16 protein-coding genes are annotated in these 15992 nt (G+C 33.5%); 5 read left to right on the plus strand and 11 right to left on the minus strand.

The genetic code is table 11. The features are described from left to right. The first annotated feature begins 156 nt into the window (after positions 1 to 156). The 5 genes from QL232_RS06870 (at position 157) to QL232_RS06890 (ending at position 4952) form a co-directional block, all read left to right on the plus strand. Positions 157 to 1083 (plus strand): glutaminase, encoded by a 927-nt coding sequence (locus QL232_RS06870; protein ID WP_281613567.1) that lies wholly within the window; start codon positions 157 to 159, stop codon positions 1081 to 1083. Between the two features lie 91 nt (positions 1084 to 1174). Then, positions 1175 to 1729 carry a chromate transporter gene (locus tag QL232_RS06875; RefSeq protein WP_168880719.1) on the plus strand — a complete coding sequence of 185 codons (555 nt, stop codon included), beginning with the start codon at positions 1175 to 1177 and terminating at the stop codon, positions 1727 to 1729. A gap of 1 nt (position 1730) precedes the next feature. Then, positions 1731 to 2324: a chromate transporter gene (locus QL232_RS06880; protein WP_281613568.1), complete on the plus strand. Its 594-nt coding sequence runs from the start codon at positions 1731 to 1733 to the stop codon at positions 2322 to 2324. Between the two features lie 221 nt (positions 2325 to 2545). Then, on the plus strand, positions 2546 to 4795 hold the full coding sequence (locus tag QL232_RS06885; protein WP_281613569.1) for a DUF4493 domain-containing protein: 2250 nt from the start codon (positions 2546 to 2548) through the stop codon (positions 4793 to 4795). Beyond that, on the plus strand, positions 4782 to 4952 hold the full coding sequence (locus QL232_RS06890) for a hypothetical protein (RefSeq protein WP_168880722.1): 171 nt from the start codon (positions 4782 to 4784) through the stop codon (positions 4950 to 4952). The genes QL232_RS06885 and QL232_RS06890 overlap by 14 nt, the downstream gene beginning before the upstream one ends. 105 nt (positions 4953 to 5057) lie before the next feature. Here the strand turns inward: QL232_RS06890 and QL232_RS06895 are convergent, their stop codons facing one another. The 11 genes from QL232_RS06895 to QL232_RS06945 all read right to left on the minus strand — a co-directional run bounded on the left by QL232_RS06895 (position 5058) and on the right by QL232_RS06945 (position 15981). Further along, positions 5058 to 5633 carry an outer membrane beta-barrel protein gene (locus QL232_RS06895; protein WP_281613570.1) on the minus strand — a complete coding sequence of 192 codons (576 nt, stop codon included), beginning with the start codon at positions 5631 to 5633 and terminating at the stop codon, positions 5058 to 5060. 113 nt (positions 5634 to 5746) lie between these two features. After that, positions 5747 to 6499, minus strand: a complete 753-nt coding sequence (locus QL232_RS06900) for a LytTR family DNA-binding domain-containing protein (RefSeq protein ID WP_281613571.1) — start codon at positions 6497 to 6499, stop codon at positions 5747 to 5749. After that, entirely contained in the window at positions 6480 to 7529 is a 1050-nt protein-coding gene (locus QL232_RS06905; protein ID WP_281613572.1) for a histidine kinase, read from the minus strand. Before QL232_RS06905 ends, QL232_RS06900 begins: the two co-directional genes overlap by 20 nt. A gap of 114 nt (positions 7530 to 7643) precedes the next feature. Further along, positions 7644 to 8813, minus strand: a complete 1170-nt coding sequence (locus tag QL232_RS06910; protein ID WP_281613573.1) for a hypothetical protein — start codon at positions 8811 to 8813, stop codon at positions 7644 to 7646. Between the two features lie 61 nt (positions 8814 to 8874). Next, positions 8875 to 9546 carry an ABC transporter ATP-binding protein gene (locus QL232_RS06915; protein WP_168880727.1) on the minus strand — a complete coding sequence of 224 codons (672 nt, stop codon included), beginning with the start codon at positions 9544 to 9546 and terminating at the stop codon, positions 8875 to 8877. 58 nt (positions 9547 to 9604) lie between these two features. Then, positions 9605 to 10816 carry an FtsX-like permease family protein gene (locus QL232_RS06920; RefSeq protein WP_281613574.1) on the minus strand — a complete coding sequence of 404 codons (1212 nt, stop codon included), beginning with the start codon at positions 10814 to 10816 and terminating at the stop codon, positions 9605 to 9607. A gap of 12 nt (positions 10817 to 10828) precedes the next feature. After that, positions 10829 to 12046, minus strand: a complete 1218-nt coding sequence (locus QL232_RS06925; protein WP_281613575.1) for an FtsX-like permease family protein — start codon at positions 12044 to 12046, stop codon at positions 10829 to 10831. 18 nt (positions 12047 to 12064) lie between these two features. After that, entirely contained in the window at positions 12065 to 12832 is a 768-nt protein-coding gene (locus tag QL232_RS06930) for an outer membrane lipoprotein-sorting protein (RefSeq protein WP_281613576.1), read from the minus strand. Between the two features lie 2 nt (positions 12833 to 12834). After that, positions 12835 to 13428 carry a TetR/AcrR family transcriptional regulator gene (locus QL232_RS06935; RefSeq protein WP_168880731.1) on the minus strand — a complete coding sequence of 198 codons (594 nt, stop codon included), beginning with the start codon at positions 13426 to 13428 and terminating at the stop codon, positions 12835 to 12837. A gap of 130 nt (positions 13429 to 13558) precedes the next feature. Beyond that, positions 13559 to 14653, minus strand: a complete 1095-nt coding sequence (locus tag QL232_RS06940) for a hypothetical protein (protein ID WP_281613577.1) — start codon at positions 14651 to 14653, stop codon at positions 13559 to 13561. Between the two features lie 137 nt (positions 14654 to 14790). Further along, on the minus strand, positions 14791 to 15981 hold the full coding sequence (locus QL232_RS06945; RefSeq protein WP_281613578.1) for a hypothetical protein: 1191 nt from the start codon (positions 15979 to 15981) through the stop codon (positions 14791 to 14793). Positions 15982 to 15992: the final 11 nt, after the last annotated feature.

The raw sequence follows: 15992 nt of genomic DNA on the forward strand, positions 1-15992 counted from the left end.
TATAATAACATTAAAGAAAACAGACGTTAAGTAATCTTAATTTTCATTTTACCCATAATCCAATATTCAGTAAACAAGAACTTTTCACACAGAATAATTTCCTTTTATATTTTTTTGGTATATATGTGTTTATAACCATGAAACACACATACATCAATGAATCAAGCTATAGACTATCAAAGTATTATTAATGAGATCTATCGAGACCTAATGTTTGAAGAAGACTTCGGACAGATAGCGACTTATATTCCAGAACTAGCAAAAGTATCGCCTAACAAGTTTGGAGTTCATCTTTATACCCACGATGGTTTCAATTATTCAATAGGTGATGCAAGAGAAAAGTTCTCTATTCAAAGTATTTCAAAAGTCTTTTCCTTGTCAATTGCATTATCCTTGTTAGGACCAGCTTTGTGGAAAAGAGTAGGGGTAGAGCCTTCTGGTACAGCTTTTAATTCGATAGTTCAATTGGAATATGAAAAAGGGATACCTAGAAACCCTTTTATTAATCCTGGTGCAATTGTGGTTGCAGATCTATTGGTGACTTACCTCAAAGATACAAAGAAAGAATTTCTCGAATATATAAGAGCGCTTACAGGTGTAGATACCATTGATTATGATAAAGATGTAGCGAAGTCGGAACAACGTTCTGGTTATAAAAACTCTGCTCATGTAAACATGCTAAAGTCTTTTGGTAATATTAAAAATGATGTTGAAGAGGTGCTAGATTTTTATTATCATCAATGCTCTTTATCAATGACTTGTGAAGAATTAGGTAAAGCATTCCATAAGTTTTCGGATACAAATTCCGTTTTTTCCTATAATGGTATTCACCTTTCCCAAAGCCAGGTAAAAAGAATTAATGCTATCATGCTGATGTGTGGCTTTTACGATGAGTCCGGAGAATTTGCTTTTAAAGTGGGTTTACCAGGAAAGTCTGGAGTAGGAGGTGGGATTGTAGCAATACTGCCCAATAAGTATACGATTTCGGTTTGGAGTCCGAGGTTAAATAACAAAGGTAATTCGTATATGGGAGTTAGGTTTCTAAAACAATTCACAACACGCACTAATCAGTCAATATTTTAAAACCTAATAGTTATTAACCATATTGTGAGATCATTTTTTTTTAATTCTCAAGTCTTTAAACTTACGGCTTAATTTAAGCTAATTACTAAATATGATATATTTCCAACTATTTTATAGCTTCTTTAAAATAGGGTTATTCACTTTTGGAGGAGGTTATGCAATGGTGCCTTTATTAGAAAAAGAACTCATTGATAATAAGAAGTGGCTCACGAATGAAGAGCTGCTTGAGATTATGTCTATTGCACAGATGACGCCTGGAACTATTGCTATCAATGCTGCGACATTTGTTGGTTACAGAGAAAAAGGATTCCTCGGAGGGATTATGACGACTGCGGGAGTAATAGCTCCTTCATACCTTGTCATCACTATCATCTACCATTTATTTGATGAAACATTTGAACACCCTATTGCTCAAAAAGCATTTATGGGAGCAAGAGCTTGTATTGTGGCTTTAATAGGTCATTCAGTTTGGAAAATGTTCAAAGGTAGTGTGACTGATAAATATGGTTTAGGGATTTTTCTAATTGCATGCCTTTTACTTTTTGTTTTCCACATTCATCCAATATTATTAATTATCGTTGGTGCAATGTTAGGAGTAGGCTTATATGTTGCTTTACCAAAAGAAATGAAAAACTTATTGAAATAGTATGGAAGCATTATCATTAGAAGCAATTCAGGAGTATTTTGATCTATTTATTACGTTCTGTAAGATAGGTTTTTTCAGTTTTGGCGGTGGGTTAGCCATGGTACCATTATTTGTTGTAGAGTTTCAAAAACAAGGGTGGATGGAGCCAGATCAATTTTATAATGTACTATCCTTGGCACAGATGACCCCTGGAGCTATTGCAGTAAATTCGGCAACCTATGTGGGCAACCAAGCAGGGATAAGTGTAGGTGGTAGGTTGGGAGCGATTATCGGAGGTGTTTTTTCTACTTCTGGTTTAGCAACACCTTCTGTTGTATGTATAGTGGCATTATCTGAAATCTTGAAAAAGTTAAAACAAAATAAATGGAAGCAAGCCTTTTTCTTTGGTATCAAACCGGTAACGATTGCCTTGATTTTATTTGCAGGATGGAAGATTGCTGAAAGTACTTTCTTTGATATTGAGATAGATAAGGTTCACTATCCTAGCATTGTATTATGCATAATAGTTGCTGTTATCATAAAATTCTTTGATAAAAAAATACATCCTATTGCTTTAATTGCTGTAAGTTCAATTCTTGGAATAGTATTATTTTGATATAAACTAGCATAAAAATACTAATAATTGTCCCCTCATCTGACTTCTTTAAATTTTACCATTTATAAATCTATTCTCTTTTGTAAATTGTAAAAGCTTAATCTAGCCACAACAAACTGAATATGACTCCTCGACTAAAAAGCATCTGCTATTGGTTACTGCTATCCCTACTAACTTTTCTTGTTTCATGCGAAAAGGAAGAGCCTATACAACAGGGGACTATGACTATTTCTTTTGATCCACAAGAAGTAGCTAACATTGCTTTGTCTAATCTTTCTTTACAGATTTATGATGAGTCTGGAGAAAAACTAATCGAGAGTTACAATCGATATGCTGATATCCCTAAAGTGGTCACTCTTAATGAAGGGAAGTATACCGCTCTATTTTTCAATAATCAAAACTCAAATCAACCTAACTTTTATAATCCATTTTATTACAGTAGTGAGTCATTTACTGTATTACCCAATGAAAACTCTTTGGTATACTTTACATCGAAGCTGGAAACAAAGAAGATTAACATTCAATTGAGCCAAGATGTAGTAAACTTATATGAAGATGTTGTTATTGAGATTTCTGATGAATTCGGTACACTGTCTTTCTCAACAGATGAGATTAGAACAGGCTATTTTTTAGGTGAAGAATTTTATGTCAATATCATCTATAAAGACCAAGGTTTTGAGCGATTTAATGTAGATACTTTAAGGTCTATTAGTACTGAAGTGATTAACCAACTGGCAATTAAAAGAACCGGTGAAGATCAAAACTCAATGGTACTACCAGAGTATCAGCAAAAGTTTATGGACATTGGAGATGCACAGCCTGTAGGTAGTTTTTCTATTCTACCTTATGCGGTGAAAGGTATGGCAACAGAAATGCTTTTTACGGAAGATGAAAATGTGGAATATATCTCTTACGATTTTGGAAATGGAGCAGGTCTTATCGTTACATCTTCATTAAATGATCCCTTAAGTTATACTTACAATGCTGGTGGACTTTATTCGGTATCGCTAGTAATTGTAAATGGATATGCTAGAGATACGTTAGCAGCTCAACAAATAGAAGTCTTGCCTGCGGAAACTTTATTGTCGCAAGACGTTGTAGGCGATAAGAAAGTTTTTGTTGAGGTAGATGGTACCAATAATAAAGTAGACGAGTTTATCTACAATTTTGGAGATGGAAATATTATAATTTCTAATAATGATACTTTGACTCATCACTATGTTAATCATGGAAATTATAATATTGATGTTTCGATGAAAATTGATGAACAAGTATTACCGTTGGAAACGAAATCAATTGAAATCACTCCTGATTGTCAAGATGAACTGATTTTATTACTTGCTGGCGGTTGTGATAGTGAAGGGAAAACATGGAAGTTATCTGTTAGCGAAGGTGCAATAGGTATTGGAGATGAAGCTTCGGAATCATCAGACCTATATACAAGTAACAGTGGATATTTCATTGGTAATAACGTAGAAAATAGAAGTTTTGAAAATTCATTAGCTTCTCGATTTACATTTACAGCTACAAGTGAAGATCAATTTACAGTAGCAGTAAACGCAGATTACCAGATAAACCATTGGAGCTTGAGTGATTCTGAAGAAACAGTTGAGTTTGAAACTCTTTATTCGGGTCCGAAAGTATTTAATTTTAATTATACTGTTGATAACGGTAAAGATGTAATTTCATTTACTGATAATGGTTATTTAGCATATTATGAAGAGTACAACTCTTTACCAATAGTAAACTATGAAGTTGTTTCAATTTCTGAAACAGAACTCTATTTAAGATACTTGATAGAGTATGAAGGTTTGGTTAGTTATAGATACATTAAATATGTTCAAGAAGATGTAGTCGAAGAAGTTGAACTTGATACACCTTTAGAGGAAAGAAGCATTGATTTTCCTTTCAATAATAATTTAAATGGAACTGTTGGAGATGAGGAATTGTCCTTTCAAATCAAGAATATCGATGGAGAATTCGTTTTAAATCCAAATAACACACAAGAAAATGTGTTTTCTTATGGTAAAAATGATAATATTATTCATTATATTTATCTTCAACTAAATCACCGATTAGACCTTTCATCAAGAAACTCTTTTAGTCTGGATGTATATTTTCCCTCTACAAATGACTATCAAACTATTGGTCTTCATGAAGATTGGAGTGATACCGACGGAAGTTTAGACCCAGTCGTATCAATAAAACTTGGAAACTCCAAAAAAGGTGAATCATCTTGGGACACATATGCTGCTGTATCTCAAGTAGTAAATCAGTCTGATCAATGGGAAACGATCACTTTTACATTCTCTGAATTTGAAGTGACTGACAAGTCTACAGGAGAAGTCATTTATAATGATGTATCCGAAGCGACAGATTACGATCAGATAATTATTCAATTAGGCGGAGAAGGACATGCTCGGCCAGGCACATTTTTTATTAAAAACTTTACTTATTATGAAAGTCAATAAACTAACCATCATTTTAGCCGGATTGTTACTATCAATTGTAAGCGTAGGACTACTAAACGTTGGATCACACCCATCCATTCCAGTAATGATGTGTTTAGGAGGCGTAATTTCAGCCTTCTATTACTCGATGTATTATAATCATAAGTCGATTAATTAAAATAATCTCTATCTACTTTCTAAGTGGAGATAAACCTTAGAAAGTAGATAGAAAAACAAAAGACAGTTCATAGACTGCCTCCTGTTTATACTGTGGATTTATTCTTTACCAAATAAAATAACCTACACTCAATAGGTATTGATTGCTTTCAATACTGTTACTTCCAGTTATAATATTAGCTCCTCTTTGGTATTTTAGGTCGACTGTAAACTTCTTGATATCAGCACCAACACCTGCTTGCCAGCCCCAACCAAAATCATTTAATTCTAAATTACTGTCGAAATCCGCAAGGTTATCTCTAACGGTTTTTTGAGCAATTACACCCCCAAAGCCTCTTACAGCGATTTCTCCAAGGCTGAAACGAGCACCTAATAAAATAGGAACTTCCACTCTATTCGTAATTAATTCTTGCTCAACATCATTGTATGATAATGTGCTTCCAGCATTAGTATAATTTGCCTCAATTTGTGTATATATGGGTAGTACAGGAATATTTGCTCGTAACATTATACCTCCTTCCCAAGATTGTCTTGTATCTGTATTAATTCCATGATTACCACTGATTGAAAAATCAGACATGCCTACAGCAGTTTTAACACCAAAATTTAAGAGTTTGTCTTGTGCATTAGCAAATTGATAAAACGACAAAGAACACAGGATAATAAAAAAGATTTTTTTCATTTTGTAAGATGATTAATGATTAAAAATAGGTTCATTTAGGACGTAAAAAGCCAGGCCATAAATTATATGGCAGAAATTTTACTAGAAAATGATGATTTATATAATAAGCAGACTTATAAGTCTAGCCACTCTTTAAATGCTTTTACTCGGTCTCGACTAACAATGATCTCTTCATCAGGTGCATTTACCTCTACTTGCAATCTAGAATTGAACCATGTGTTGATCTTAGAAATACTATTTACATGAATGATGTATTTTCTGTTTACCCTAAAAAAAGTAGTAGGGTCAAGTTCAGTTTCCAAAGTGGTTATACTTTTGTCAACTGGGTATTTTCCATGATCAAACAGGTGTATAAAAGATAAACTGTCTTCATATTTGATGAATGCAATTTGTTCTATAGAAATACTTTTTAATTGATCTCCAATATTAATGAGAAACCTTTGTTTGTACTCCTTTTTATTCGTTGTACTTACATCTTTTAAAACCTTTTGATTGGAAGTCTGAAATAGGTTACCATAACTAATAAATTTGTCAATGACCCTTTTTATATCTTTTAAATCGTAAGGTTTTAGTACATAGTCGATACTATTTAGTTGAAAAGACTTTAAAGCATACTCACTGTAAGCGGTGGTAAAGATAATTGGTACATCCACATCAACAGTATCATAAATTTGGAAGCAATTACCATCACTTAATTCAATATCTTGAAAAATAAGGTCTGGAGCTTTGTTTTCCTGAAACCACTGAATACTATCTTCTACCGATTCAACCTTGTCAACGACATTTATTTGAGGATCATACTGTGTGATTAACTTTTCTAATCTTTGTGCAGTATGTATCTCGTCTTCAATGATCAAAACGTTCATAATTCGAATGGTTTAGGATAGGAAGTAAAATGCTAAATGTATCTTTAGTTTCTTTAATGTGAATATTTTCCTGAGCAATTAATAAATAACGTTGTCTGATATTTTCTAAACCTAACCCTGTGGAGTTTTCTTCTCCTGTTTCTTTTTTGTTTAGGTTATTGCTAACAATGATGTAGTTTCCTTCAATGCCAATAGTGATTTTTAATGGCTGTTTTTTGGATAACTTATTATGCTTAATCGCATTCTCAATTAAAGTTTGTAATGCTGTAGGTGGAATGTAAGTACTCTTAAAAGTTGGTTCATCTAAGTCTATCTGAAGATGAACAGCATCATTAAATCGTGTCTTGATAAGAAAAAAATAATCTTCAACGATATTCATTTCTGTAGACATTTCCACTAATGTATGTTGGTTTTGAGCGATAATATAACGTAAAGTCTTTGACAGTTTGATAATAAAGTCAGATGCTAAATTCTGATCAGTATGTACAATACTGGATAATACGCTTAGGCTGTTGAAAAGAAAGTGAGGTTCAATCTGTGCTTTTAATGCCATGTATTGAGATAACACTTTTTCCTTCTCTAACTCTTTAAATTGTAACTCTTGCTCTTTGTAATTAATGCTTTTTCTTAAATAAAGGTTGGTCATATAAATCATCATATAGATGATAGATAAGCCAAAGGTTAACTCTGGGTTGATAAAGCTTATTTCTTCCCAAAGGTGAGCATTATTATATATCGTTGCATCTCCCCACATATAGATATTATTGGAGATAAGTCCAATAGTGAGTGAATACAAAATATTTAAACCTATTTGTATACGAGTTTCTCCCGGGTAAATTCGTTTGTTAAGGTAACTAATAATATACCAGCAAAATAGCCAGAATGAAGTAAAGACCACTGTGAAAACAGCAGCTCTCTCATTCAAAGGGAAAAAGCCACTGAAACTTCTATCGAAGCCTTTTATGGTTAATTGTATTAAAAATACAATCAGTAGGCGAATGAAAAATTTCTGTAAAGGTGAAAACTTCATTGATTTTAATTTTTTTCAACACTACAAAGGTAAGTTACTGAAAAATCAAATCAGATGAATAATCTCTGAATTGTAGCATTTTCTGTTAAGCCGTAAAATTACACAGTTGAAATGTTAGAAACTCCATTTTAGTCTCCAGTTAATTTGAGAGCCGCCTTGGCCGTATTGAGAATCCTCTTCTCCAAAGAAGAACATACCAAAAACAAAAATTTCAAAATTGTCACTTAATGATGTCGTCGCATTACCACCAATATAATAAGAGCCATCATTACTATTAATAATACTATTTACACCTAACCTCGTTAAAGGGGTGAGCTGGTATTGCATTTCATTAAAAAAGGCAAATCGACCGAGTGAAAGTGTTTTAGGAGTTAATTGAAAGTTAGGGTCGATGGGACCGATAGCATCTGTAGCACCAGCACTATTGTAGATAGTTTCTGTATGTAAATACAATGAATTTTTGAAAGTATAGTCTAAAGATATATCCATTACAACAGAAGGTGATTCACCACTGTAATCAGGATAAAAGAATGTGCCTTCACCTTTAAAGCCTGCTCCTCCTATCTGCCCTTCCCAGCCCCAACCAAGGTTGTAGTTTTCTCTTACATAACCTGCAAGAAACTGGAAGTCATATTGCCATAAGTTTGTCTTAAACAGTGCTGCAGCATTGTAATACTCAAATTCATTGGAAGGAGAGAAGACGAATTCTATTGAACTTACCGGTCCTAGATAATTTCGGATTAGTATAGCATCAGCACCTGGTCTTTCTTCGTAGTCAAAGTCAAAAAATGAATAGGTGTTGAATAAGTCATTTGGGTTCCATACCATAGTCACTCCCCAGTTGATACGCTGTCTACCGACTCTTACTTGCCAATCTCCTGATGAATAGTCAAAATAAAAACGGTCAATTTGTGAGTTTAATACATATGAATTCCCATCTGTCCAATTATAAGACATATTGAATGCATATTGATCTTGACTAGCAAATTGCTGTGCATAATCTGGGACATATTGTGGACTTGCACCATACAATAATCGATTACGACCTTCTAATGCTAAAGTGATTTTATCTGAGGCATAATATTTAAAGTTTAAGCGATTGTGAAACAGGTTGTCAATAAACCACTCGTCATCAATGTCAGTGGGTAAACTTACTGTTTGCATAAATTTTAAGTAACCACTAGAGACAAAGTTTTCTTTGAATTTACTGGTTTTTACCTCATCATCTTGAGCAAAAAGTAGTGTTGGTAGTAAAAGTAAAAAAGGTAGTAAGCTTTTTTTCATTGTTGTAAGAGAAGTAGGCCAAGCACCCATAACTTAAGTCGTGGGTGCTTGGGTAGATATATTATTTAGCGTCAATAATTTTACCGTCATCAAATTGAATCACTCTTTTAGCTCTATCCATTACTCTTTGGTCATGAGTAGCGATCACAAAAGTGATATTTTCCTTTTCATTAAGGTGCCTCATGATATCTAAAAGGTCAGAAGTAGCTTTTGAATCAAGGTTGGCAGTAGGTTCATCTGCTAAAATCAATTTAGGTTTTGAAGCTAATGCTCTTGCAACAGCTACACGTTGTTGCTGACCACCTGAAAGTTTGGTAGGAAACTGCTTGCCTTTATCACCAATGCCAACAGCGTCTAATAACTCTTTAGAACGAGCAGCTCTTTCTGATTTTGGCTTTCCTTGCAATTCCATAATGAACTCTACATTTTCTTCTGCAGTGAGTACAGGCATCAAGGAGTAGTCTTGAAAAACAAATCCAATATGATCTCTACGGTAAGTAATCATATCAGCTGATGAACGATCATGAAGGTCAGTTCCATCAATTAAAACTTTACCTGATGTAGGTGTGTCTAATCCTCCTAGAATATTTAAGAAAGTTGTTTTTCCACAACCTGAAGGGCCAACAACAGCGGTAAACTCACCTTCTTCTATTTTTAAGTTCACATGATTTAAAGCGTGAACTGGAATTGTATCTGCGTTATATGTTTTGACTAAGTCTTTTATTTCGATCATCTTAGTATGAATTTAAATTTGGAAATAGAGTGATGCATTACTGCATTTTTTGATTTGATTATCCTTTGTATCTCACTGCTTCGGCAGGGTTTAATCGGATAGCTCTGAATGCAGGAGGTAAAGCAGAAACAATAGCTGTTACCAAGATCATAAAGAACAATGGAATGAAAGAATCAGGCATTAATGGATAGACCACATTGCTGAATCCTGCGATTGAACTTTCCGAATACTTTAGACCATGTTCACCATAATAGGTAATCAATCCTATTGATAATCCGGCACCAATTACACCTCCAATTAACGAGATATAAATTGTTTCTAAAACGATCATAGTAAACACTTTAGCTCTATTTAATCCTACAGCCATTAATACACCAAGCTCTCTAGATCTTTCCCAAATAGCCATTGTCATTGAGTTCAGAATACCGAAGCCTAAAGCGAAAAGTATGATACCCAAAATGATGTAACTGTTGGTATTACCAGTCTCCGCTAAGGCACTTAACTCTGGCATTATTTCCCTCCAAGTTTGAATGTTCAAGTCTTTTTTAGTGATTTCACTTTTAAGATGATCTCTTAAACCATTAGGTTTTGAGCCACCTTCAATTGATGTCATCGCTATTTCGTGAATAAACTTTTGCCCAGCATTTCTCCACATATCTTTGGATTGGGTAAAGACAACAGTCTTATCAAAATCGGGAGAACTCGTAGCAAAAATACCAGCTACTCTATAGGCAGTATTGACCATTTCATTATTAGGTCCCATATAGGCAATAACGATCTTCGAACGGATTTTTACCTTCAACTTTTTTGCTAAACTTTGCCCAATAACAATTTGATTTTTTCTTTTTCCTTTGAAATAATCTCCTTCAATAAGAAAAGATTGAATCTCTGTAACATCCTTTTCCTTATTGGGCTCCATGCCTATGATTTTGATTCCCTGACTATCGTTGGCAGATGAGGCCATACCATTGATAATAACTCTAGGAGAGCAACCTTTTGTCAATGAATCTTTTTCTGCAATTTTAACGATGGCCTGATAGTTAGGAATAGAATCTTTAAAGCTGTTGTTAACTTCAAATCCTGTTTTATGAATTTGTACGTGGGCTAAATCTGTGATCAAAGATTCTTGTACTTTCGATTCCATCATCCCTGTAATCAGGGCCATGGTGAATATCCCACCTAAAAGTCCAATAGCAATTGAGGCGATGAGGATACCACTTCTCATTTTGTTTCTCCAAACATTTCGCCACGATATTTTTGTAATCATCATTGTATTAAATGTTTAAGAGTGAATAGCTTCAACTGTTTTGATTCGAGATACATGAATCATAGGATAGATCGTACAGACGATCATGATAAAGGCCATCAATAGTGCTTGAGGCCAAATAATATCTAAACTTGCAGTAAATCTTAAGATAGGTTCCATTCCCATTTTAGCCATAGCATCACCTTTTGCACCATCGATGTGAATAGGGTGATTTTCCATGTACAATAGGATAGGGAAGCCAGCAACAATAGAAGAAACGATGCCTATTAAACCAATAAATAATGATTCTTGTAAAAGCATACTGTAGATTTTAGACTTCACCATACCTACTGCTGTAAGAATACCGAATTCTCTTTCCCTTTCGATTGTCATCATTAAAATGGTACTGAAAATTCCAAAAGCAATAACGATATATAAGATATAGATCATGATCTTTCCACCTTCACGGTCAGTGTTAATCATATTGACCATCTCAGGTGATAATTCGTCCCAGCTCATTACCTCAAATTTTGCTTTGTCAAGGCGGTCTCTCAGTTCAGTTACTGTTTGATCAATTTGTCTTGTGTCTTTGATATTTAGAATATATGCGTTCAGCATATTGGGAGCGGAAACAAAATATTGAACATTAGGCAAAGACATATATACTACTTGATTGTTCATTTGTGGGTTGGGGTGCTTAATAATCCCTTGAATTTTATATAATTCAGCGGCACTAGCTCCATGGTATCCTTGACCAAGTAAGGCGAGTGTATCATTCACAGAGATTCCTAAATACTTGGCTAAACCTTCTCCAATGATAATGTCTTTACTATCATTAGAAAGGTAAGTTCCCTTTACCATTTTTTGAGAAAGGCTACTTAATTGATCTTCACCTTCAGGTTCTGTACCCACTATCATTACACCTTTAGTAAGTGTGTCGGTAGCAGCCATTCCATAGGTTTCTAATCGACCAAAAACTCCTTTTACATTTTTATCTGATAGTATTTTGTCTCTAGTGTCTTTGGAATCTTCCATCAATTTATTGATAGATTTATCATTCCAATATCCTTCTTGATGTACTTGAGCATACCCCATATAGAATCTTGCAGCAGTATCAATCATCTGTCCATAAGATCCTTCTTGAAGGGAACGCATCAAGATCGCCAAGATAACAGCGAAGAAGATGGAAGAAATACTCGTAATTGTTCTACGCTTACTTCTCCAAAGATTTCGCCATGCAATTTTAGTAATCATGGTAATCGTTGCTTTAAATTATCTAACTCTTTTCATGTTTTGTTGTGTGAAGAAATTCTCGTTGATCTTCTGATTGTATTTCGCTTCATTATAGATCATCACAGTTTTCTTACCTTCTTCATCAGCGGGTACCATTTCCATTCTTGTAGGCATTGTTCTACCTCCCATTTCTTTCACATCAAAGCAGTTCAAAGTATTGACTAAGTACATATCTTCATCATAATTTTCTACTTTGATTTGGTTGTAAATGCCATCAGTTGTTACCCAGACTAATACCTTACCCCAAACAACAGCTGCATCTTCATGTGGAATCATTTCTATTTTATAGCACTCAAGCCCATGAACTGTTTCTTTGCCTAGTAATTTATGGCTGTAGTCTTTTACAACAGAAGCTCCTTTCATTAAATCATCATTGGTAAAGTCTGAGCCCATCCAAGCTTGAGACATCATAGAGGGAGAAATCTTAATAGTACGTTCAATACTTGGTGTCCATGACCACATCTCTTTGTAGCGTTTTAATGATGAGGAACCTTTATCTTTTGCAGGAGAAGTGACCAATACTAAGAAAAAGTCATCTGTGCCTTTAGACCATGATTTCATCTGCATGGTTCTTGTCCAATCCGGTCGGATAACTTTCATGGTCATATTGATATAGCTACTTTGTCCTCTCTGTTGCTCTTGCATTTTTGCAATAATCTCTGAAGCAGTTTCTTGTGCTACAATGGGGAAGGGGAAGGATACAAGATAAAATACTAGGGTTATTAATGCTGATGTTAATCGTTTCATAATTATTTAGTGGTGATTGATTTATATATTTGATCGTAAATTATTTCTAGTTTTTGATTTGGAGAATCATAGATGTTGGCAGAAGATAATAAGCCATGTCCTTCTGTACATGTTGTTATTAATAATGCTGTATTTTCTGGATCGACATCCTCTCTGATAATCCCTCTCTCTATTTCTTTTTTGATACAGTCACTAAGCTTTTGTTTGAATTTTTTAAAGTAATTCCTTGACATAGAGAGGATTTTCTCATCATTTCTGATAGAATAAAGCATATTGAGATACATTTCGAAGAAATTGTCATTCCCTTCATTTATCCTTTTGATTGCTTCATCGAACTGTTGTAAAATCATTGATAATGCATCTTTTAAGGACATGTCTTGTATGGGAAGTTTTACAACATTGTTAGACATGTCTTCCCAATAATAATGGATGCAAGTTGAGGTGAGCTCTTTCTTGTCTTTGAAATGATGGTAAAATGCACCTTTTGATAATCCCGAAGCTTTAATGACTTCATTAAGAGATACTTTATTAAGTCCTTTTTCTTCAAAAAGCTGTAGTGCTACAGTAATAATATGCGTTTTAGTGTCTTTTTCCATAGATAATATTCAATAGACCGACTGGTCGGTATGTGAATGTAGTAATATATTTTTTTAGAACAAAATCTTGTAAATAAAAAAGCCACTTCCTTTTCAAGAAGTGGCTTTTTTAATCAGAATATGATATTTATTAATTAAAAACTGGTACTGGCTCAGCTTTTAAAGATTCTGTATTAAAGTTGTTGATAATACTACCATCCTTACGAATTGTAATGTGATCTTTAGTACAGTTCACTTTGTATTCGTGTTTTTCTATTTGGATCGTGAAGTTATTATCATCTAATGCTTTGAAAGTATAGCCTTTATCTGATTTGAATTCAGATAATAGAACATCTTTATAGTAGATACCTACCCACTTTTTGTTGTGAGGCTTCACTTTAATGTCATGCTCATCTCTGAAGTTCTTAAGTGCATACTTTTTAGTATCATGTGATTGGAAGTACTTAGGGTCAATCTTAAATAAGTATTCACCGTCAAATGCCCAATCATGACCTTTTTTAATATCGTTTAGGTGAAGCCAAGAGTAATAATCATTCTTGATTGTATATTCCTCTTCTAATAACTGAGCTTCTTTAATAATTTCACTTGTTAAATCGTCTCTAGACTTAATATCCTCAACGTTAGACATGCTGTGTTTGTAGTGATTATACACTAAAAACTCTTCATATACAGTCATTTTGAATGTATTTGATTCAGCTTCTCCTTCTTCATCTTCTTCAACAACAGTAGTTGTTTCTTCGATTTTTACACCTCTTTCGTCCACAGGTACCACTTCGATAACATCTGGTTCTTCTTCAGGCTCAGGAGGAGTAATAGGTTGTTGGTCTACAACTACAACTTCTTCTTCTTTAGGTTCTGCTTCTTTAGCTCTAGCAACTCTTCTATCAAAAATTACAGGGTTTGTGTATTGAATATGTCGTAAAGTAACAGAAGAAAGAATTACGTTATCTTGTTTTACAGCAATATATCCTTTGTCTCCAGGTTTGTAGGGTAATTCTATAACATCACTTCTTTTATTAATATCAAAAGCAGTTCTATTGTTGTTGATGAAACTTACCAATTCAAGATTGTCGGTATTGGTAATGTTATCTACAAAAGCGTAATATTTGTTGTCTTGTTCTTTGATTAAAATAACACCATCCCATTCTTTAGAGCTGGAGTGAAATGCAAATGAAGACAAGAGTATTAGGCCTGTTAGTAGATTAATATACTTTTTGTAGTTCATTTTTGTATTTAGTAATTCAAATTGAATGAAATCTTTAAAGAATAAATAGTTTTACTGTTTAAAAAGTTAAAAACAAAAGTAATTAAAAAAAATAGATATTCAGTTATTTTACCTTTGTGCAAAGTAAAAATAAAGATCTAATGTTGGTAATAAAACTGATTCTCAGTTTTTATTGTCTTTTTATTAATTTTATGTAAAAGTTTCTCATTTTCTTTTACTATTAGATATTTATTATCTGAATATAAGGTGTATATATGCTCTCCTGTCTTGATTTTAAGCATATTGTCATTTCTCATTTGAATTGAATATGAGCTATTTGATTTAAAAGCAATGATCTCATGGTCTTCGAAATAGATTCCCAAAAGCTTTTTACTATGAGGTTTAATAAAGATTTTTTCATGTTTAAGAAAGTCTGTAACTGATGGTTCATCTTTGTATTTAATCTTGAAATAATTCTTTTTTATTTCAAATAAATACTCCCCGTCAAAGGCGTATTCAAGCTTTTTTCTTTTATGCTCAAGATGTAACCAACTATTGTGATCTTTCACCACATAATATTCTCCATCAAACATTTTGGCATCTTTTTTTAGAGATACCCCTTCTCTTGTAGGTTGTTTATTGTTCTTGTAGCTAGGGTAAAGTGAACTTTGAATAATCATTTCAAACTTAGAAATATTACTCTGTTTTTTCATTTTCTTAGCTCCTCTTGTAGCATAAAGCTTTGTTTCATCTTCATCAAGTATCTCAGTAGTAGATGATGCATACACAGCATTTGATCGTTTTAACTTTTTGCCAACGGGTTCTCTATCTTCTTTTAATGAGAAGCCTTGATTTGCCTTTGAAGCAAGCATAATATCTTCAGCTTCACTTCTTCTTGCTATCTGCTTGTAGGGTATTGTAGAATATTTTCGGGAAGTGAAAATATGACCAGATTTTTTATCCATTGAATTCATGATTGTCACCCTTGCTGATAAATAATATTTATTGGCCGACATGATATCATGTAATTTTACTGAAGAGACAATAAAACCAAGCTTTTTTACCATGATAAAGCCAGAGGCTTCTTTATCCTCTGTTATAGTTACAGTTAATGTTCTGCCATAATCTCTAACAGAATGTTTTATTGTTTTACCATTAATATTAGCTAAAATAATAAGGTCATCTATTTGTTCTGTTTTATCAATAAAAGCAGTGATTTGATTATCAGTTTTATTTGCCAATAATATTCCATCCCAAAAAGGACTTTTAGGGTTTACAGCTTTGACGTTAATGGATATAAGTAGTAACTGTGTTAATAGTAATATCTTTAATTGAATAGGTCTTTTCATTAGGTAAGAAT

The sequence above is a fragment of the Flammeovirga sp. SubArs3 genome (assembly GCF_947387565.1).
Classification (GTDB): Bacteria; Bacteroidota; Bacteroidia; order Cytophagales; family Flammeovirgaceae; genus Flammeovirga; species Flammeovirga agarivorans.